Annotated in this window: 17 protein-coding genes; 8 read left to right on the forward strand and 9 right to left on the reverse strand. The window is 63.3% G+C overall.

Translation table 11 applies throughout. From position 1 onward, the window contains the following. Nucleotides 1-40: 40 nt before the first annotated feature. From AC1ROT_RS05695 to AC1ROT_RS05715, 5 genes are all read right to left on the reverse strand, one after another. On the reverse strand, nt 41-1303 hold the full coding sequence (locus tag AC1ROT_RS05695; protein ID WP_492969630.1) for an MFS transporter: 1263 nt from the start codon (nt 1301-1303) through the stop codon (nt 41-43). Between the two features lie 4 nt (nt 1304-1307). Beyond that, nucleotides 1308-2468 (reverse strand): acyl-CoA dehydrogenase family protein, encoded by a 1161-nt coding sequence (locus AC1ROT_RS05700; protein WP_492997701.1) that lies wholly within the window; start codon nt 2466-2468, stop codon nt 1308-1310. Nucleotides 2469-2550: 82 nt separating this feature from the next. Continuing rightward, nucleotides 2551-3324, reverse strand: coding sequence for a TIGR02186 family protein (locus tag AC1ROT_RS05705; protein WP_492969628.1), 774 nt, complete (start codon nt 3322-3324; stop codon nt 2551-2553). Further along, a complete protein-coding gene (locus tag AC1ROT_RS05710) occupies nt 3321-4244 on the reverse strand; it encodes a sulfite exporter TauE/SafE family protein (RefSeq protein WP_492969627.1) in 924 nt (307 codons plus the stop codon). The genes AC1ROT_RS05705 and AC1ROT_RS05710 overlap by 4 nt, the downstream gene beginning before the upstream one ends. 102 nt (nt 4245-4346) lie before the next feature. Next, entirely contained in the window at nt 4347-4712 is a 366-nt protein-coding gene (locus AC1ROT_RS05715) for an Mpo1-like protein (protein WP_492997702.1), read from the reverse strand. Nucleotides 4713-4876: 164 nt separating this feature from the next. Between AC1ROT_RS05715 and AC1ROT_RS05720 the strand changes: the two genes are divergently transcribed. The 7 genes from AC1ROT_RS05720 to AC1ROT_RS05750 all read left to right on the forward strand — a co-directional run bounded on the left by AC1ROT_RS05720 (nt 4877) and on the right by AC1ROT_RS05750 (nt 15329). Then, entirely contained in the window at nt 4877-5329 is a 453-nt protein-coding gene (locus AC1ROT_RS05720) for a MerR family transcriptional regulator (protein WP_492969625.1), read from the forward strand. A gap of 96 nt (nt 5330-5425) precedes the next feature. Continuing rightward, on the forward strand, nt 5426-6562 hold the full coding sequence (locus AC1ROT_RS05725; protein WP_492970757.1) for a thiolase family protein: 1137 nt from the start codon (nt 5426-5428) through the stop codon (nt 6560-6562). Nucleotides 6563-6584: 22 nt separating this feature from the next. Next, nucleotides 6585-8903, forward strand: a complete 2319-nt coding sequence (locus AC1ROT_RS05730) for a 3-hydroxyacyl-CoA dehydrogenase/enoyl-CoA hydratase family protein (RefSeq protein ID WP_492997703.1) — start codon at nt 6585-6587, stop codon at nt 8901-8903. 23 nt (nt 8904-8926) lie between these two features. Next, nucleotides 8927-10720: an acyl-CoA dehydrogenase C-terminal domain-containing protein gene (locus AC1ROT_RS05735; RefSeq protein WP_492997706.1), complete on the forward strand. Its 1794-nt coding sequence runs from the start codon at nt 8927-8929 to the stop codon at nt 10718-10720. Nucleotides 10721-10774: 54 nt separating this feature from the next. Next, nucleotides 10775-11923 (forward strand): acyl-CoA dehydrogenase family protein, encoded by a 1149-nt coding sequence (locus AC1ROT_RS05740; protein WP_492997708.1) that lies wholly within the window; start codon nt 10775-10777, stop codon nt 11921-11923. A gap of 41 nt (nt 11924-11964) precedes the next feature. Beyond that, nucleotides 11965-13173: an acetyl-CoA C-acetyltransferase gene (locus tag AC1ROT_RS05745; protein WP_492969621.1), complete on the forward strand. Its 1209-nt coding sequence runs from the start codon at nt 11965-11967 to the stop codon at nt 13171-13173. A 26-nt stretch (nt 13174-13199) separates the two neighbouring features. Continuing rightward, entirely contained in the window at nt 13200-15329 is a 2130-nt protein-coding gene (locus AC1ROT_RS05750; RefSeq protein ID WP_492997710.1) for a 3-hydroxyacyl-CoA dehydrogenase NAD-binding domain-containing protein, read from the forward strand. A 68-nt stretch (nt 15330-15397) separates the two neighbouring features. Here AC1ROT_RS05750 and AC1ROT_RS05755 read toward each other — a convergent pair whose 3' ends face one another. The 3 genes from AC1ROT_RS05755 to AC1ROT_RS05765 all read right to left on the reverse strand — a co-directional run bounded on the left by AC1ROT_RS05755 (nt 15398) and on the right by AC1ROT_RS05765 (nt 18696). Further along, on the reverse strand, nt 15398-16828 hold the full coding sequence (locus AC1ROT_RS05755) for a TRAP transporter large permease (protein WP_492969619.1): 1431 nt from the start codon (nt 16826-16828) through the stop codon (nt 15398-15400). Beyond that, entirely contained in the window at nt 16828-17418 is a 591-nt protein-coding gene (locus AC1ROT_RS05760) for a TRAP transporter small permease subunit (RefSeq protein WP_492997712.1), read from the reverse strand. Before AC1ROT_RS05760 ends, AC1ROT_RS05755 begins: the two co-directional genes overlap by 1 nt. Nucleotides 17419-17535: 117 nt before the next feature. Beyond that, the gene (locus AC1ROT_RS05765; RefSeq protein WP_492969617.1) at nt 17536-18696 is read right to left on the reverse strand and encodes a TRAP transporter substrate-binding protein; all 1161 of its coding nucleotides are present in this window, start codon (nt 18694-18696) and stop codon (nt 17536-17538) included. 219 nt (nt 18697-18915) lie between these two features. Here AC1ROT_RS05765 and AC1ROT_RS05770 point away from each other — a divergent pair, with 219 nt between their 5' ends. Further along, nucleotides 18916-19698, forward strand: coding sequence for a class II aldolase/adducin family protein (locus AC1ROT_RS05770; RefSeq protein WP_492997713.1), 783 nt, complete (start codon nt 18916-18918; stop codon nt 19696-19698). Here the strand turns inward: AC1ROT_RS05770 and AC1ROT_RS05775 are convergent. Next, on the reverse strand, nt 19686-20834 hold the full coding sequence (locus AC1ROT_RS05775) for an aminotransferase class V-fold PLP-dependent enzyme (protein WP_492997714.1): 1149 nt from the start codon (nt 20832-20834) through the stop codon (nt 19686-19688). The two genes, AC1ROT_RS05770 and AC1ROT_RS05775, sit on opposite strands and share 13 nt — an antisense overlap. Nucleotides 20835-20843: the final 9 nt, after the last annotated feature.

A 20843-nucleotide genomic window follows, 5' to 3' on the forward strand; every position in this document is an offset into this window, starting at 1 on the left:
TGCACGGATGCAATCCGGTCCCCAGGCACTTCCCGGTGCCTTATGGCCCGTAGGCGCGCAGCGAACGATAGGTCCAGAAGGGCAGCGCACCCATGATCACGCAGGCGCCCGAGAACAGGAAGACCGCGGTGTAGCCGCCGGTCAGATCGTGCAGCGTCGCGCCGCAGAGCGTGCCGAAGGCGACGCCAAGACCGCCGCCCACCAGGATGGTGCCGAAAATCATGCCGAAGCGGGGACCGTGGAAAATCCGCGCCGCCGTGGCGCCCACCATCGGGCCGCGGGCGCCGAACGACAGACCGACCAGCAGGACAAACGCCCACAGCACGATATCGGCGGGCCACAGCTTCAGCAGCCAGAGCGCGCCCAGCCCTGCCAGACTGAAGGCATAGGACAGTGCCGCCGAGGTGTGGCGGCCGATGCGCCCATCCATCCAGGCGAAGCCGAGAATGCCGACCGGCGTCAGCACGCCGATCAGGCCGTAGATCGAGGCGGCTTTCAGCGGCGCGTAACCCAGTTCGACCAGATAGACGACCGCCTGCACCATCACCGAGAACATACCCGCCGAGGTAAAGAAGAAGACTGAGGCCAAACCCCAGAAGGCCGGGTTGCGCATCGCTGTGCCGATGGTCCATTCGATGGCGACGATCTTTTCCACCACATCCGTACCATCACGATTGACCGGCGGCGGCGGACGGATGCGGCCAACCTGGGCCGTGGGCCAGGACACCAGCAGCAGGATGGGCGATACCAGCACCGCAATCGCGGCCAGCATACGATAGGCATTGCGCCAGCCCCAGGTCTCGATCACGAACTGGGCCAGCGGCACCAGCAGCAGCGAACCGATGCCCAGACCGGCATAGACCACGCTCATGGCGCGCGAGAGTTTCACATTTTCGAACCAGCGCGCCAGCAGCGCCGAATGCGGCGCGTTGCCCAGGCAGGCCGCACCGCTGCCGAGACCGAGGCCGATGAACAGGTAGAGCTGCCATAGCGATCCGGCAAAGGAGGCAAGCAGCAGGCCGGCCGCCAGCAGGATCAGGCCGCCGGCATAGAGCCGCAACGGGCCGAAGCGGTCGAAGCAGTAGCCGGCCAGCGGCGCGCAGATACCGGCCAGCAGCATCTGCAGCGAATAGATCGCGGCCACATCGGCGCGGTTGGCCTGGAACTCCACCGTCAGCGCCAGCAGGAAGGTGGTAAAGGCCTCGCCGCTGCCGCGTGACAGCACATTCAGCACAAAGCAGATGCCGACCAGAAGGAAAGCCGTGCGGGCCGCCGATGCGCGTCCTGTTCCGTCCTCCGGCATGCGATCAGGACTCCATGCCGGCTTCGGCCTGGCGCAGCATTTGCCGGGCGATCACCAGCTGCTGGATCTGGCTGGTGCCTTCATATAGCCGGAACAGCCGCACATCGCGGTAGAAGCGCTCGACCGCATAGTCCTGGATATAACCGGCGCCGCCATGAATCTGCACGGCGCGATCCGCCACGCGACCAACCATCTCTGAGGCGAACAGCTTGCAGCTGCTGGCCTCCATCGACACATTCTCGCCGGCGGCATAGCGCTTGGCCGCGTCGCGCACCATGCAGCGCGCCGCATAGGCCTCGGTCTTGCTGTCGGCCAGCATGGCCTGGATCAGCTGGAACTCGGCAATCGCTTGGCCGAACTGCCTGCGCTCGCGCGCATAGCTCAGCGATTCATGGATCAGGCGTTCGGCGGCACCGACACACATGGCGGAGATATGCAGCCGGCCGCGATCCAGCACCTTCATCGCCGTCTTGAAGCCCTGGCCTTCGCGGCCGCCGATGATATTCACCGCCGGCACTTTCGCATTGTCGAAGATCACGTCGGCGGTATGCGAGCCGCGCTGGCCCATCTTCTTGTCGGGTTTTCCGATCGTGATGCCTGGCGTATTGGCCTCGACGATGAAGGCGGTGACGCCGCCGGCGCGCTTGTTCGCGGGATCGGTGCGCGCCATCAGGGTGAAGATGCCGGCATGGGGTGCATTGGTGATGAAGCGCTTGGTGCCATTGATGATGTAATGATCGCCTTGTTTCTCGGCACGGGTCTTCACGCTGGCCGCATCGGAGCCGGCATCGGGTTCGGTGAGCGCAAAGGACGAGATCACTGCCCCGCTCGCCAGCTTCGGCAGCCAGGTTGCCTTCTGCTCCGGTGTGCCGTCGATCAGGATGCCCTGGCTGCCGATGCCGACATTGGTGCCGAACAGGCTGCGGAAGGCCGGCGAGGTCCAACCCAGCTCGAAGACCAGATCGACCTCTTCGGCCAGGTTGAGGCCGAGGCCGCCGTATTCTTCCGGGATGGAAAGACCGAACAGGCCCATATCGGCAAAGGCCCGGCGGATATCGTCCGGCACCCTGTCTTCCTCGGCCACCTGCTGTTCGAGGGGAACCAGCCGCTCGCGAACGAAGCGGCGCAGACCCTGCCGGGTCTGTTCAAGGGTATCCGTATCCATCGTCGTCACTCTGCCAAAAGGTCTGGCGCCAGCTTGGCACAATCAGGCACAGGCGCAAGACGGACAGGAAAAAACTTCGCCCTCACCCGCGCCGGAACGCAATCGCCGCGAGCCAGCCGGAAAACACTGCCAGCAGCACGGCGACCAGGCCGTAGACCGCCGGCTCGGTGCGCGAGAAATCATAGACCTCCTGCTCGATGCCCTGCTTGTCGATGAACAGCGGCGTCGACTGCGCGGCAACGATGCGTTCGTCGCGCACCAGATAGACTTCGGTCTGGTAGGTGCCGACCGGCACGGTGGAGGGAAAGCTGATTTCGGTGCGGAACAGCTTTGGGCCCAGGAAATCGATGGCGCCGATATTCTCGCGATAGAGCCCGTCGCGGATTTTCAGACGCACGATGGATTTCTCGTAATCGCCGATGGTTTCGCCGCGACGCAGGCCGAGATAGCGGAAGCGCAGATTGCCGGTGCCGATCTGCAGGCGCTGCAACAGGCTGCGCGGCGCGATCTGGTCCAGCGGCTTGCTGGTCGCCACCGCATAATAGGACGGCACGTTGTCAAAGCTCTCCGAGCGCCGTGTCAGCCACAGGCCGAGCGTCGGCCGCTTGCGCCGCACCACCGAGGTGGCGGTGGGGCCGCGCACCACCACAATCACCTCGCCGGGTTCATCGATGGCGCCGAACAGCAGCAGTTCCGTGCCGGTGAAGCTGGAGGTGATGGCGATCAGATGCGATGACAGGTCGGTAATCAGCGGCGCATCGGCCGGCGCCGGGCCGCGCGGTGCGTTCGGCGTCGCCTGCGCCAGGGCTTTTCCGGCGCCGAACAGCAGCAGCAGGACCAGCAGCAGCCGCGTCATCGTGGCCCCGCCTCAAGGAAGAACTGGTCATCGGGCGGCAGGATCAGTTCGATGGCCAGCGCAATGGCGACGGCCAGCACCAGGGCGGCCAGCAGGCCGCGGATCTGTTCGCCACGCAGGCGCGCCCCATGGCGCACGCCGTATTGCGCCCCGATCACCGAGCCCACCAGCAAAAGCAGCGCCAGCGTCACATCCACCGTTTGGGTGGTGATGGCATGCAGCATGGTCACATTGGCGGTGACGAAGATGATCTGGAACAGCGAGGTGCCAACAACGATGGCGGTGGGCATGCCGAGCAAGTAGATCATCGCCGGCACCAGCAGGAAGCCGGCGCCCACGCCCATGATGGCCGCCAGAATGCCGACCAAGACGCCGAGCACCAGTGGCAGCAGCATGCTGATATAGAGCTGCGACTTGCGGAACCGCATCTTGAACGGCAGCGCGCGGATCAGTGGATGATCGTTCAGCCGCTTGCGTCGCACCGGCGGCTTGCTGCTCGGCTTGGCTCGTAGCGCCCGAATGCTTTCGGTCAGCATCATGCTGCCGATGGTGCCGAGGATGATGACGTAAGACAGCGCGATCACCGCATCGAGCTGGCCGAGGCGCTTGAGCACGGTGAAGAGATAGGCGCCGAAACTGGATCCGATGAGGCCGCCGACCAGCAGCACGCCGCCCATCTTGAAATCGACATTGTCCTTGCGCCAGTGGGCGTAGACCGCCGAAACGCTGGCCGCCACCACCTGGTTGGCCGAGGTGGCCACCGCGACTGGCGGCGGCACGCCGATGAAGATCAGCATGGGCGTGAGCAGGAAGCCGCCGCCGACGCCGAACAGGCCAGAGAGATAACCCACCGCCCCGCCGAGCCCGAGCAGCAGCCAGATGCTGACCGAAAGCTCGGCGATGGGGAGGTAGATCTGCATAATTGTCGAAAGACCCTGACGAACGCGCGACCGGCTTGGCAGGCCAGCTTAGAAGCCTTTTAGCAAAGTGGCACGGTTATCGTTGCGATTTTGTTGCGTCTGTTATTTTGCCGTAGAGGCCGTTGCCGGCCCCGCCACGGACACGCCGGCCCGCTCCAGCTCGCGGCCGATACCGCCGGACAGGAAGGTGAAATACATGCGGAAGTCCGAAATGAAGGACCAGAGCGGGTATTTGAAACTGGCCGGTTTATTCTTCTCAACGAAGAAATGCCCGATCCAGGCCGGGCCGTAGCCGATCAGCAGGGCGCCCACCAGCCAGTACCACTGGCCTGTCAGGATCAGGGCGGCAAGGCTGGCCAGCGCCAGGGTGGTGCCGAAGTAGTGCCAGGCCCGGGTGACCGGCTTGGCATGCTCCCGCAGATAGAAGGGCCAGAACTCCGCATAGGTAGATATCCGATTGTCGGACATTGTTGTTTCCTCCATAATTGCCAGCCTATGGCTTTTGCCATATTTGCCGGATTTCCGGTAATTAATTCAACATTTGCCTACGAACGAGATTCGAGTTGACGTTGACGTAAGCGTAAACTAAGACTCGACCCGATCAAAATTTGAGCCTTTAGGGAGGGCCTGCCGTGTCGGATATAACCTACACGATCACCGATCTGGCGCACGAATTCAAAGTCACTGCGCGCGCCATCCGCTTCTATGAGGACAAGGGGCTGCTGCATCCGTCCCGCCAGGGCATGATGCGGGTCTATGCGAAGCGCGACCGCGCCCGCCTGCTGCTGATCCTGCGCGGCAAGCGCCTGGGCTTCAGCCTGGCCGAAATCCGCGAGATGATCGACCTCTACGACCTGGGCGATGGCCGCGTCGAACAACTGACCCTGACGCTGAAGCGTTCGCGCGACCGCCTGTCCGCCTTGGAACTCCAGCGCAAGGATATCGACGACGCCATCACGCAGCTGAAGCAGGATGTCCGCATTCTGGACGATTTCCTGAAGCTGAACCGCGACCGCCCGGCCGCCGTCACCTTCAAGGATTTCGTGCATGGCCGCATGCAGGACCTGGCTGCCGTCGCCGAATAAGCGGGTGGCGCCGCATTCCGGCGCCACCGTCTCTTCCCGTCCGCCTTTTTATAACCAGATAAACGTCTGTCCGTTCTCGAAGGAGACTCCGTCATGATGCGCAACGTGGTGATTGCCGGCTACGCCCGCTCGCCCTTCACGCTGGCCCGCAAGGGCGCGCTGGCCAAGGTTCGCCCCGACGACCTGACCGCGCAGGTGATCAAGGCCCTGATCGAGCGCACCGGCGTCGACCCCAAAGCCATCGAGGACGTGATTGTCGGCTGCGCCTTCCCTGAGGGCGAGCAGGGCCTGAACGTCGCCCGCCTGATCAGCTTCCTGGCCGGCATCCCGCAGGATGCGGCCGGCACCACGGTGAACCGCTTCTGCGGTTCGTCCATGCAGAGCATCCATCAGGCTGCCGGCGCCATCCAGATGAACGCCGGCGAGGCCTTCATCTGCGCCGGCGTCGAAAGCATGACCCGCGTGCCGATGGGTGGCTTCAACACCCTGCCCAACCCGACCCTGCTGAAGGAATATCCGCAGGCCTATGTCTCCATGGGCATCACCGCGGAAAATCTGGCCAAGAAATACGGCATCGACCGCAAGGCCCAGGAACAGATGGCTGTCGAAAGCCATGCCAAGGCGCTGGCAGCCCAGAAGGCCGGCAAGCTGAAGGACGAGATCGTCGCCATCGTCGACGGCAACAACCGCGTCGAACTCGACGGCTGCATCCGCCCGGAGACCACGGCGGAAGGCCTCGCCGGCCTCAATCCGGCTTTTGATGAGAAGGGCACCGTCACTGCCGGCACCTCGTCACCGCTGACCGATGGCGCGTCCGCCACGCTGGTCTGCTCGGAAGATTTCGCCAAAGCCCATGGCCTCAAGGTCCTGGCCCGCATCAAGTCGGTGGCTGTCGCCGGCTGTGCGCCGGAGATGATGGGCATCGGTCCGGTGCCGGCCACCAAGAAGGCGCTGGAGCGCGCCGGGCTGAAGCTCGGCGATATCGACATCATCGAACTGAACGAAGCCTTCGGCGCCCAGGCGCTCGCCTGCGTCGCCGAAGCCAAATACGACATGAAGAAGGTCAATCTGGACGGCGGCGCCATCGCCTTAGGTCATCCGATGGGCGCCACCGGTGCACGCATCACCGGCAAGGCCGCGTCGCTGCTGAAGCGTGAAGGCAAGCAGTTCGCGCTGGCCACCCAGTGCATCGGCGGCGGTCAGGGCATCGCCACCGTTCTGGAAGCCGTCTAAGTCGCACCGGAGCAGTCAGATCATGACCGAGATCAAGAAAGTCGCGGTGATCGGCGCCGGTGTGATGGGGTCCGGCATTGCCGCCCATGTCGCCAATGCCGGCATCCCCGTCATCCTGCTGGATATCGTGCCGCAGGGTGCCAATGACCGCAGCGCGCTGGCCAAGGGCGCCATCGAGAAGATGCTGAAGACCAAGCCAGCGCCGTTCATGCATCCGCGCGTGGCCAAGCTGGTCACCCCGGGCAATCTGGAAGACGACCTCGACAAGCTGGCCGACGTGGATTGGATCTGCGAGGCGATCATCGAGAATGTCGAGCTGAAGCGGAAGCTCTACGCCCAGCTTGAGCAGAAGCGCAAGAAGGGTTCGATCGTCACTTCGAATACCTCGACGATCCCGCTCGACCTGCTGACCGAAGGCCTGCCGGAAAGCTTCGCCGCCGATTTCGCCGTCACCCACTTCTTCAACCCGCCGCGCTACATGCGGCTGTTCGAACTGGTGAAGGGTCCGAAGACCAAGACCGACGTGGTGGAATCGCTGCGCCAGTTCGGCGACGTCAAGCTCGGTAAGGAAGTGGTCGACTGCCAGGATCGTCCCGGCTTCATCGCCAACCGTATCGGCATCTACTGGTCGACGGTCGCCACCGCGCTGGCCTATGACCTCGGCCTCACCGTCGAGGAAGCCGACAGCATCGTCGGCAAGCCGATGGGCGTGCCCAAGACCGGCATCTTCGGTCTGGCCGACCTCACCGGCATCGATCTCGGTCCCTATGTGGTCGGTTCGATGCTGAAGACCCTGCCCAAGACCGATCCGCTGCATCAGTTCTACAAGGCGGATCATCCGCTGAACGCCCTGATGCAGAAGCTGATCAAGGACGGCTATACCGGCCGCAAGGGCAAGGGCGGCTTCTACCGCGCCCGCGGCAAGGAAGCGCTGGATCTCAAGACCGGCGAATTCCGGCCTAGCATCCGCGCCAATCTCGAATCCGCGAAAGTCGCCCGCAAGGGCCTGCGCGCCCTGGTCGAACACCCCGACAAGGGCGGCCAGTATGCCTGGGGCGTGCTGAGCCGCGTGCTGTCCTATGCCGCCGACCTGGTCCCGGAGATCGTTGACGACATCGCCGCCGTCGATACCGCGATGAAGACCGGCTATGCCTGGAAATACGGCCCCTACCAGCAGATCGACCAGCTCGGCACCCAGTGGTTTGCCGACAAGCTGAAAGCATCTGGCATGCCGGTGCCGAAGATGGTGGAAATTGCCGCCGGCCGCCCCTTCTACAAGGAAGAGGGCGACAAGGCCTATCGCCTGATGCCGTCGGGCGACTATGCCGAGATCGTGGTGGCGCCCGATGCCTGGATGCTGGCCGACAAGAAGCGCGGCAAGCAGCCGATTTCATCGAACAAGGGTGCCAGCCTGTGGGATGTGGGCGACGGCGTCGCCTGCCTGGAATTCCACACCAAGATGAATGCGGTGGATGCCGACATCATCGCCATGGTCAAGGAAGCCGGTAAGATCGACAAGAAGGGCTTCAAGGCCCTGATCATCGGCCATGACGCCGACAACTTCTCGGTCGGCGCCAATGTCGGCATTGCCTTGTTCCAGGCCAACATCGCCATGTGGCCGGCCATCGAGCAGGGCATCAGCGAAGGCCAGGACGCCTATATGAAGCTGAAATACGCGCCCTTCCCGGTCGTGTCGGCGGTCGCCGGCATGGCGCTGGGCGGCGGCTGCGAGATCACGCTGCATTCATCCGCCATTCAGGCCCATGCCGAAAGCTATATGGGTCTGGTGGAAGTCGGCGTCGGCGTCATCCCGGGCTGGGGCGGCTGCAAGGAGCTGATCACCCGCGCCATCACCAACAAGCGTCGCCCCGGCGGTCCGATGCCGGCGCTGGCCCAGGTGTTCGAGGCGATCTCGACCGCCAAGGTTGCGACCTCGGCGATGGAAGCCCGCGACATGCTGATCCTGCGCGACAGCGACGGCATCACCATGAACCGCCGTCGCCTGCTGGCCGATGCCAAGGCCAAGGCGCTGAAGCTGGCGGAAGACTACAAGCCGCCGGTGCCGGTGGAGATCAGCCTGCCGGGCCCCACGGCCAAGGCGGCGATGAGCCTGGCCGTCGAAGGCTTCGCCCAGCAGGGCAAGGCCACCAAGCATGATGTCGTTGTCTCCGGCGCGCTGGCCAATGTGGTCTCGGGCGGCAACACCGACATCACCGAAGTGGTGACCGAGAAGAAACTGCTGGAGCTGGAACGCGAGAACTTCATGGCGCTGATCAAGACCAACGCCACGCTGGACCGCATCGAACATATGCTCACCAAGGGCAAGCCCCTGCGCAATTAAGCAGGGATTGAGGGAGACAGGCCATGCCGAGCTATACCGCCCCGATCAAGGACTTCCAGTTCGTGCTGCACGATGTGCTGCAGATGGAAAAGATGAGCAACCTGCTGGGCTTCACCGATGCCAGCCGCGATGTGATCGATGCCGTGCTGGAAGAAGGCGGCAAGTTCATGAGCGAGGTCACTGCGCCGCTGAACCGCGTTGGCGATCTGGAAGGCTGCAAATGGGACAACGGCGTGGTCACCACGCCGACCGGCTTCAAGGCCGCCTATGAGAAGTATTGCGAGGCCGGCTGGGGCGCGCTGACCGCCGAGGAAAAATACGGCGGCCAGGGCCTGCCCCATGTGCTGGGCATCGCCATGGCGGAAATCCAGTCCTCGGCCAACATGGCCTTTGCCATGTATCCCGGCCTGACCCATGGCGCCTACGAGGCGCTGCTGCGGCACGGCTCGGAAGAGCAGAAGGACATGTATCTGCCCAACATGGCGTCCGGCAAATGGACCGGCACCATGAACCTGACCGAGCCCCATTGCGGCACCGATCTGGGCCTGATGCGCACCAAGGCCGAGCCGCAGGCGGACGGCAGCTACCTGATCACCGGCACCAAGATCTTCATCTCGGCCGGCGAACATGACATGGCCGAAAACATCATCCATCTGGTGCTGGCCAAGATTCCGGGCGGCCCGGAAGGCATCAAGGGCGTCAGCCTCTTCGTGGTGCCGAAGTTCCTCGTGAATGCCGATGGCTCGCTGGGTGCCCGCAACGGCGTCAGCTGTGGCTCGATCGAGCACAAGATGGGCATCCACGGCAACTCCACCTGCGTGCTGAACTACGACAACGCCAAGGGCTGGCTGGTCGGCAAGATGCACAAGGGCATGCAGGCGATGTTCGTGATGATGAATGCCGCCCGCCTCGGTGTCGGCGTACAGGGCCTCTCCCAGGCCGAGGTCGCCTACCAGAACGCGCTCACCTATGCCAATGACCGGCTCCAGGGTCGCTCGATCACCGGCACCAAGAATCCGGAAAAGCCGGCCGATCCGATCATCGTGCATCCGGACATCCGGCGCATGCTGCTGACCATCAAGGCTTTCGTCGAGGGCAGCCGCGCGCTGGCGCTGTGGACCGGCATCGAGCTGGACATCGCCGCCAAGCATCCCGATGAGGAGCGCCGCCAGGAGGCCGACGATCTGGTCGCCTTCCTGACGCCGATGGTGAAGGCCTACATGACCGATTACGGCTACCAGTGCGCCACCATGGCCCAGCAGGTCTATGGCGGCCACGGCTATATCGCCGAATGGGGCATGGAGCAGTTCGTGCGCGATGCCCGCATTGCCATGATCTATGAAGGCGCCAATGGCATCCAGGCGCTCGACCTGGTCGGCCGCAAGCTGCCGACCGGTATCGGCCGCCTCGCCCGCCGCTTCTTCCACCCCGTCTCAAGCTTCATCGAAGAGAACATGATGAACCCGGCCATCGGCAAGGATTTCGTCATGCCGCTGGCCAAGGCTTTCGCCCGTCTGCAGACCGCCACCGCCGTGGTCAGCGAGCGCGGCCTGAAGAATCCCGACGAAGCCGGCGCCGCTTCCTGGGATTACCTCAACCTCTTCGCTCTGGTCACGCTCGGCTTCATGTGGGCCCGCATGGCCCAGGTGGCCAAGCAGAAACTGGCCGAAGGCGCCGAGGACAAGGATTTCTACGAGACCAAGCTGATCACCGCCCGCTTCTTCATGGAACGCATGCTGCCCGACACGGCGGCGCAGCTGGCCAAGATCCAGGCCGGCTCGGAAAGCACCATGATGCTGAAGGCCGCCAATTTCTAAACAGGACTAGCCGTGCAGTGCATGGCCCAAGTCTAGCCGGAGGAAATAAAGAGAATGACCGAATACGGCATCCCGCGGAGCATCTATACGGAAGATCATCAGATGTTCCGCGAGGCGGCGCGCAAGTTCTTTGAGCGCGAAGTCGTCCCCAATCACGCCAAATGGGAAGAAGACGGCGTGGTGCCGAAAGAGATCTGGCGCAAGGCCGGCGAGAACGGCTTCCTCTGCGCCACCATGCCGGAGGAATACGGCGGCTCGGGCGTCGACCGGCTCTATTCCGCCATTCTGATGGAAGAGCAGGCCTATACCGGCTGCACCGGTCCCGGCTTCTCGCTGCATTCCGACATCGTCGCGCCCTATATCCTCGCCTATGGCTCGGAAGAGCAGAAGAAGAAGTGGCTGCCCAAGATGGCCACCGGCGAAGTGATCGGCGCCATCGCCATGACCGAGCCTAGCGGCGGCAGCGATCTGCAGGCGGTGAAGACCACAGCTATCAAGGACGGCAACGAATACGTTATCAATGGCCAGAAGACCTTCATCACCAACGGCCAGAATGCCGACCTGGTGATTGTCGTGACCAAGACCAACCCGAAGGAAGGCGCCAAGGGCACCACGCTGTTCCTGGTCGAGACCGGCCGCGAGGGCTTCACCAAGGGGCGCAACCTGGAAAAGCTGGGCATGAAGGCCCAGGACACCTCGGAGCTGTTTTTCTCCGATGTGCGCGTACCGCCGGAAAACATGCTGGGCGGCGAAGGCCAGGGCTTCTTCTACCTGATGCAGGAACTGGCCTGGGAGCGGCTGCAGATCGCCATCATGGCGGTGGCCGGCTGCGAGGGCGCCTTGAAATGGACCATCGACTACACCCGCGAGCGTAAGGCTTTCGGCAAGTCGGTCATCGATTTCCAGAACACCAAGTTCGAGCTGGCCGAGCTGAAGACCGAAACCCAGATCGCCCGCGTCTTTGTCGACAAATGCATCGAACTGGTCGCCCAGCACAAGCTGGACCCGGCTACCGCGGCGATGGCGAAATACTGGTGCAGCGACCTGCAGTGCAAGCTGCTCGACCGCTGCCTGCAGCTGTTCGGCGGCTACGGCTTCATGTGGGAATATCCGATCACCCGCGCCTATGCCGATGCCCGCGTGCAGCGCATCTATGGCGGCACCAACGAAATCATGAAGGAACTGATCAGCCGTACTTTGTAATCCGGGAATCCGGCGGAATAACAAGCCCAGGGAGAGAAACCATGACCGAAGCCTTCATCTATGACGCCGTGCGCACGCCGCGCGGCAAGGGCCGCGCCAGCGGCGCCCTGCATGAAGTCACCCCGATGCGCCTCGCCACCACGGCCCTGGAAGCCGTGCGCGACCGCAACGAACTCGACACCTCGCTCGTGGACGACGTGGTGCTGGGCTGCGTCATGCCGGTGGGCGAACAGGGCGCCGATATCGCCCGCGTCGCCGTGATCCAGTCCGGTTATGCCGAGACCACCGCCGGCGTGCAGATCAACCGCTTCTGCGCCTCCGGTCTGGAAGCCTGCAACATGGCGGCCGCACAGGTCATGTCCGGCCAGTCGCAGATGGCGATCGGCGGCGGCGTCGAAAGCATGAGCCGCGTGCCGATGGGCTCCGATGGCGGTGCCTGGGCCACCGATCCGGCCGTGGCGATCTCGACCTATTTCGTGCCGCAAGGCATCTCGGCCGACCTGATCGCCACCAAATACGGCTTCAGCCGCGACGATGTCGATTCTTACGCGGTTGAAAGCCAGAAGCGCGCCAAGCGTTCCTGGGACGAAGGCCGCTTCAAGAAGTCGATCATTCCGGTCAAGGACATCAACGGCCTGACGATTCTCGACCGCGACGAGCATCTGCGCCCCGAAACCACCATGCAGACCCTGGCTTCGCTCGATCCGTCCTTCGCCGTGATGGGCGAGCAGTTCGGCTTCGATTCCGTCGCCACCCAGCGCTACCCCGAGGTCGAGCGCATCGAGCATGTGCATCATGCCGGCAATTCATCCGGCATCGTCGACGGCGCCGCCGCCGTGCTGATCGGCAACAAGGAAGCCGGCAAGGCCTCGGGCCTGAAGCCGCGCGCCCGCATCCGCAGCTTCGCCTCCATCGGCTCGGAGCCGACCATCATGCTGACCGGACCTTCGTTTGCTGCCGAGAAGGCCCTGCGGCTGGCCGGCATGAAGCCGTCTGACATCGACCTCTACGAACTGAATGAAGCCTTCGCCTCGGTAGTGCTGCGCTTCATGCAGGCGCTCAACATTCCGCATGACAAGATCAACGTGAATGGCGGCGCCATCGCGCTGGGTCATCCGCTGGGTGCTACCGGCGCAATGATCCTGGGCACTATGGTCGACGAACTGGAGCGTACCGGCAAGAGCACGGCGCTGGTCACGCTCTGCGTCGGCGCCGGCATGGGCACCGCCACCATCATCGAGCGCGTCTAAGCGCCATACAGGATCAGGGCAGAAACATGATCGACTATAGCGTTGACGGCGACGGCGTCGCCTCCATTACCTGGAACATGGCCGACCGGCCGATGAATGTGATGAACGGCGACAGCCTCGCCGCCTTCCGCGAGGCGGTCTACAAGGCGATTGGCGACAAGGCCGTGAAGGGTGTGATCGTCACCTCGGCGAAGAACGACTTTGTCGCCGGCGCCGACCTGACCAACCTGCTGAAGGAAAGCAAGGATGCGGCCCAGGCGCTGCAGAACAGCTTCGGCCTGCAGAAGCTGTTCCGCGACATCGAAAAGGCCGGCAAGCCCTTCGTCGCCGCCATGAACGGCACGGCGCTGGGCGGCGGCTACGAGATATGCCTGTCCTGCCATCGCCGCATCGCCGCCGATAATCCGAAAGCGCTGATCGGCCTGCCGGAAGCCACCATCGGGCTGCTGCCGGGTGCCGGCGGTACCCAGCGCCTGCCGCGCCTGATCGGCGTGTCCAAGGCGCTCCCCATGATGCTGGAAGGCAAGAAGGTCGATCCCAAGGCCGCCCTGGCGCTCGGCATGGTCGACGAGGTCGTCGCGCCCGCAGAACTGCTCGCCCGTGCCAAGGCCTGGATCCTGGCCGAGGGCCAGACCGGTCATGTGAAGCCCTGGGATCAGAAGGGCTTCCGCGTGCCGGAAGCCGCCAACACGCCCAAGGGTGCGCAGATCTTCACCGCCGGCAATGCCATGCTGCGCGCCAAGACGCTCGGCAACTATCCCAATGCGCAATACATCATGTCCTGCGTCTATGAGGGCATGCTGGTCGATATCGATACCGGCCTGAAGATCGAAAGCCGCTATTTCGTCGCCTGCACGCAGTCGAAGGAAGCGCGCAACATGATCCGCTCGCTGTTCTTCTCGATTGGCGACGCCAACAAGCTGGCCAATCGCCCGAAGAACGTGCCGACGCAGGCCTATACCAAGATCGGTATCCTCGGTGCCGGCATGATGGGTGCGGGGATTGCTTATTCCGCCTCCTCGGCCGGCCTCCAAGTCGTGCTGCTGGACAGCACGCAGGAGTCGGCCGACAAGGGCAAGGCCTATACCGCCGGGCTTCTGGATAAGCGCGTGAAAGCCAAAAAAGCCAGCGAGGCCGACAAGGAGAAGCAGCTCGGCCTGATCACGGCCACGACGTCTTACGACGACCTCAAGGGCTGCGACATGGTGATCGAGGCCGTGTTCGAGGACCGCGCTATTAAGGCCGACGTGACCAAGAAGGCCGAGGCACAGATCGCACCGACCGCCATCTTCGCCTCCAACACCTCGACGCTGCCGATCAGCGGCCTGGCCGAAGCCAGCAGCCGGCCGGCCAATTTCATCGGCCTGCATTTCTTCTCGCCGGTCGACAAGATGCCGCTGGTGGAAATCATCCGCGGCAAGCAGACTTCGGACGAAACGCTGGCCCGCGCCATGGACTTCGTGAAGAAGATCCGCAAGACGCCGATTGTCGTCAATGACAGCCGCGGCTTCTACACCAGCCGCGTCTTCGCCACCTACGTGAACGAAGGCCTGACCCTGCTGGCCGAGGGTGTCGCCCCGGCCCTGATCGAGAATGCCGGCAAGGCCGCCGGCATGCCGGTCGGTCCGCTGGCCCTGGCCGACGAAGTGTCGTTGGAGCTGATGCATCGCGTCCGCGCCCAGACGCAGAAGGACCTCGGCGCGGCTTACAAGCCCGATGGCTCGGCCCCGGTGCTGACGCTGATGGTGGAAAAGCTCAGCCGCCTGGGCAAGAAGGCCGGCAAGGGCTTTTACGAGTATCCGGCCGACGGCAAGAAGAAGCTGTGGTCCGGCCTCGCCGAGCAGTTCCCGGTCAAGGCCGAGCAGCCGGCGCTGGCCGATGTGATCAAGCGCATGGTCTATATCCAGTCGGTCGAGACCGCCCGCTGCGTCGAGGAAAACGTCATCATCGACATCCGTGATGCCGATGTCGGCTCGATCATGGGCTGGGGCTTCCCGCCCTTCCGTGGCGGTACGATCAGCAATATCGATACCGTCGGCGTGCAGCCGTTTGTCGCCGAATGCGACCAGCTAGCGCAGAAGCATGGCGCCCGCTTCACGCCGCCCAAGCTGCTGCGTGACATGGCAGCTGGCGGCAAGAGCTTCTACGCCGCCTGATCTGCAACACAGCCACATGAAAAGGGCCGGATATCTCCGGCCCTTTTTTTGTCTGTCGCAGGTGATGGTCAGTCAGCCGGCGCGGCAACCTCGCCCTCGTTGTCGACCGGCGCATCCGGCTCGAACAGTGTCGTGCTGCCGGTTTCGCCACCCGGCTGGATGCTCCCGGTATCGGCACCGCTGCCATAGAGCTGGTCCGGCAGCCAGAGTGCGATCTCCGGGAAGATGTACATCAGCACCATCGCCAGCAAGACGATGAAGACGAAGGGATAGATGCCCTTGAAGATGTCGTCGATTGACAGACTCTTCGGTGCCACGCCCTTGCAGTAGAAGGCCGCCATCGCCACCGGTGGGGTGAGGAAGGAGGTCTGCAGGTTCAGTGCCACCAGGATGCCGAAGAACAGCGGATCGACACCGTAATGCTGCAGCAGCGGCAGGAAGATTGGCACGAAGATAATGATGATCTCGGTCCATTCCAGCGGCCAGCCCAGCAGGAAGATGATGAACTGGGCCAGGATCATGAACTGCGTGCCTGACAGATCGAGATAGTCGATCAGCGCGCGCACCACTTCATGGCCATTCAGATAGGCAAACACCGCCGAGAAGGTGGCCGAACCGACGAACAGCCAGCACACCATCGCCGCCGACCGGGCGGTCAGGTAGACCGATTCCGTCAGTTTGGCGAAGCTGAAGCTGTTGTAGCTGATCGCCAGCACGATGGCGCCCGCGGCACCCACGGCGGCCGCTTCGGTCGGCGTCGCGAGGCCGAACAGGATGGCGCCCAGCACAGTGACGATCAGCAGGGCCAGCGGCAGGAAAGACGTTGCCAGAGCCCAGATCACCTTGCTGAGCGGCACATCGAGGATTTCCTTCGGCGGCTTGGGCGCCAGCGAGGGATTGATCACCGCACGACCGATCACATAGGCCATATACAGGCCGGCCAGCATCAGGCCCGGCAGGAAGGCGCCGGCATAGAGCTTGACCACCGACACACCCGCCGTGGCGCCGTACAGGATCAGCAACACGCTGGGTGGGATCAGAATGCCCAGACAGCCACCGGCGCAGACCACGCCGGCCGCCAGCTTGGGGTCATAGCCCGCACGCAGCATGGCCGGCAGGGCCAGCAGGCTCATCAGCGTCACCACGGCGCCGACGATGCCGGTGGCCGTGGCAAACAGCGCGCAGGTCAGCAATGTCGCCACCGCCAGCGAGCCTGGCAGGTTTTTCGCTGCCAGCTCGATACTCAAGAATAATCGGTCCAGGATGTTCGCGCGTTCGACGATGTAGCCCATGAACAGGAATAGCGGCACGGATATCAGAACGTCATTGGCCATGACGCTGAAGGTGCGCTGCACGAAGAGTTCGAAGATATGGCTGCCCATGGCGTAGTAGCCGAAGCCGACGCCGATGGCCATGAGGGTGAAGGCGATGGGGAAGCCGAAGCCGATGGCGAACAGGAACACCACCAGCATCAGGATGCCGACCTGGGGATCCGTCATCACACCTTCTCCCCGTTGGCACCTTCAGTGCCATACTGCTTCTGCAACACCTGTTCCAGCTCCTCAACATCGCCCAGGCGGGGCGGCCAGTTTCCATTTTTGATGCAATAGATGCAGCGCAGCACCTCTGCGACGCCCTGGGCGATCAGCATCACGCCGGCAATCGGAATAATGGTCTTGAAGGGATAGATGATCGGGCCGGCCGGCGTGAACAGGCTGCGCTCCTTCACCGACCATGAATAGGCGGCATAGTCCCAGCCGATGTAGAACAGCGTGATTATGCCGGGAAAGAAGAACAGGAAATAGAGGATCAGGTCCGATTTGGCCTGGGTGCTCGGCTTCCAGTTGCGATAGATCCAGTCGCCGCGCACATGGCTGTTGCGGGCCAGCGTATAGGCGCCGGCCATCATGAACAGCGTGCCATAAAGGATGTAGGCCGCATCGAAAGCCCATTCCGTGGGCGCGCCCAGCACATAGCGGGCGAAGACCTCGTAACTCGTCGCCGCCGTCAGCAGCAGGATGCACCAGCCGAATGCTTTGCCCAGCCAGGTGTTGATGGTGTCGATCCAGAAAACCAGCTTGTTATCCATGCGCGTCCCTGTTCCGCGTATTCCGCCTGTTTTATGCGGCGTTTATGCATGTCCCACTTAAACGACGGGAACCGCCGGTCGCCCGGCGGTTCCCGCAAATACTCGACGTGCTTCGTATCAGCCCTTGCGATTGAAGAAATGGTTGTAAGCCACTTCCTTGCTCGGGTTGTTCAGCAGTTCGTAGCGCACCGTACGGCGCACCCAATCGATCTGCGACTTGCTGACCTTGGCGAAGAAGGATTCCTCGTTCTGCGCCTTCAGCACGACATCCCAGGCCTTGAGCTGCGCATCCTGTACCACGCGCGGCGTGCGGAAGACGCGCACCTTGTCCTTGGTCTGCATCTCGGCCAGGTCCTTCGAATAGCGGTCGAGCGCCTTCCACGACATATCGGCGGAAGAAGCCTCGGCAGCATATTTCAGGATCTGCTTCTGCTCAGCCGGCAGGCTGTCGTACTTGGTCTTGTTGAACAGGATTTCGAACATTTCTGCAGCCTGGTGATAGCTCTGCAGCATGTAGACCTTCGAAACGTCCGGGAAGCCCAGCACGCGGTCTGACGACGGGTTGTTGAACTCGGCACCGTCCAGCAGGCCGCGATCCATCGCCGGCACGATTTCACCGCCGGCCACGATGGTGACGGCCGCGCCCATTTCCTTGAACAGATCGGCCGAAAGACCAACCGTGCGGTATTTCATACCCTTCAGGTCGTCGGCGGTCTTGATTTCCTTCTTGAACCAGCCGAGCGGCTGCGCCGGCATCGGACCCGACATGAAGCCGACGAGATTCAGCTTCAGGATGTCATGCATCAGCTCGTTATAGAGCTTGTAGCCACCGCCGTAGTTCATCCAGGCCATCACGCCGTTGGCATCCCAGCCATAGGGCGGCACGGTGCCGAACAGCGAAAAGGCCTTGTGCTTGCCATACCAGTAGGCCGACACGCCGTGGCCGGCATCCAGCACGCCGCTATGCACGGCATCCTGCATGCCGAAGGCGGGCACCACCGAACCGGCGGCCAGCACGTCCAGCTTCAGGCGACCGCCCGAAAGATCGTTGACGCGGGTGGCGAAGTCGGAGGCCATCTCGTGGAAGATGTCCTTGGTCGGCCAGGTCGACTGGTATTTCAGCGTCACCGTCTGGGCCCGCGATACGCTCGGCATTGCCACGGTGGCAACGGCGGCGGCGCCAGCCAGACCGGCGCCACGCAGGAACTGGCGACGGCCGGGCTTCTTGGACGCGCCCGAGTTTTTGGACGCAATGGGGGTATCTTTACGCTCGGTCATCGTATCCTCCCAAGGATGTTTCGCCGGTTTCCGGCTGTGTTTTGATTCGGAATGTAAATCGAGCGTCGCCATCATTGGTCGTATACGTTGCTCGGAGCAAGAAAATTTTATGTGCGTGTTATGCCCTGCACTGCACCATTGGACAGACGTCAGCCGATTTGACCGTTTGCCGCCGATGGATCAGACTAAAGTCCAATAAAAAGAACCGGAGGAACACAAATGACCCCGCCCGCTGCCGCAGCCCTTCAGCCGGTTGCCGATGTCCGCACACAGGTGTCGCCGGAAGAATGGCAGACCCGCACCGACCTTGCTGCCGCCTATCGCCTGGTGGCGCATTACGGCTGGGACGACCTGATTTTCACCCATATTTCCGCCCGGGTGCCGGGGCCGAATGAACACTTTCTGATCAACCCCTATGGCTGGATGTTCCACGAGATCACGGCCTCGTCGCTGGTGAAGGTGGATCTGGACGGCAATATCGTCTCGCCCACCGCCTACATCATCAATCCGGCCGGCTTCACCATCCATTCCGCCGTGCATGCCGCCCGTCACGATGTCGGCTGCGTGCTGCACCTGCATACCGGCGACGGTATCGCGGTTTCGGCCATGGCCGATGGTCTGCTGCCGTTGAGCCAGACCGCCATGGTGGCACTGAGCACACTGAGCTACCACGAGTTTGAAGGCATCGCGCTCAACCTCGATGAACGCGAGCGGCTGGTCGCCGATCTGGGTCAGAACAACCTGATGATCCTGCGCAACCACGGCACGCTGGCCTGCGGCAAAACCGTGGCGCAGGCCTTCCTCAACATCCACCTGCTGGAACGCGCCTGTCAGGCCCAGGTGCGCGCCATGAGCGGCGGCGCCAGGCTGCATCCGCCGCAGCCCGGCGTGCAGTCGCTGGTGAAACAGCAGGTCCAGGGCATGAAGATCGATGTCAGCGGCCTGGCCTGGGCCGGCCTGCTGCGGCTGCTGGATGCCAAGGACCCGTCTTACAAGTCCTGAAGCCGCAGCAGCAGCGCATCGATATCGGCGGCACTGTGATACAGGCCGAAACCGATGCGCAGGCGGCGGCCGCGATGATCGGTGATCACGCCGGCCTTTGACAGCCGCTGCTGCACGGCCTCGGCGTCATCGAGATCGAAGGTGAGGAAATTGCCGTGCGGCAGCTGTACCGGCAGCAGCAGTTGCTGCGCGGTCAGCGGTCCCTTCGGCAGGCCGGCGATGAAGCGGTGCTGCAGTTCGCGCACATGGTCATGGATCATGGCCACGGTGATGCCCTCGGCCTGCAGCCAGTCCTGCACCGCGCGGAAGCGGTACAGCCCCGAGGGATCGAAGGTGGCGCCCATGAAGCGCCAGCCATCGGCGGCATAGCCCACGCCGCCATCGCTGCTGCTCAGCGCCCCGAAAGCGGCATACCAGCCGGTATCGCGCGGCCGCGCACCCCAGCCGGGCGGGCAATGCATGAAACAGGCGCCCTCGCCCGCCATGGCGTATTTGTAGCCGCCGGCCAGATAGAAGAGCCGCGCGGCATGGGCCGACCAGTCGGTCGGCCGCGCCATGAAACCGTGATAGCCGTCCACCACCAGCATGGCTTCGCCGGCCGCGGCGACCAGCCGGTCGAAATCCTCCAGCGCGAAACCGGAATTGAAAAACACCTGGCTGACATAGATCAGGTCATGGCCGATCAGCGCCGCTTCGGCAAAGCGCTCGGCGAAGCTCTCGAAGGGTTCGGTGGCGACCCGCTGCACCCGCGCCAGCCCCTCTTCCTCCATGCGGGCGATCTGCCGGCTGAAGGAATGGAATTCGCCATCGCTGGTGAGGATGCGGATGGCGCGGTTGGCCGGGAAACAGGACAGCAGCCGCTTCACCAGCTCATGGGTGTTGGGCGCAAAGACCAGACTGGCCGGATCGGGCAGGCTCAGTTGCCGCGCGATATGGCCCTGCACGCCCTGCAGCACCGGCCCCAGCACGGTCTCCCATTTGTCGTCGATCAGTTCTGCCGCCTGATCCCAGGCCAAGAGCTGGGCCGTGCGGCTGACATCGGGCCAGGGATGATGGCTGTGGGCGGCAAAATGCAGCCGGGCTGCATCGGCCCCGAGGAAATGCGTGAAATGCCGTTTCAGGTCGAGCAGGGCCATGCGCTTTCC

The sequence above is a fragment of the Ferrovibrio sp. GW821-FHT12E11 genome (genome assembly GCF_058806975.1).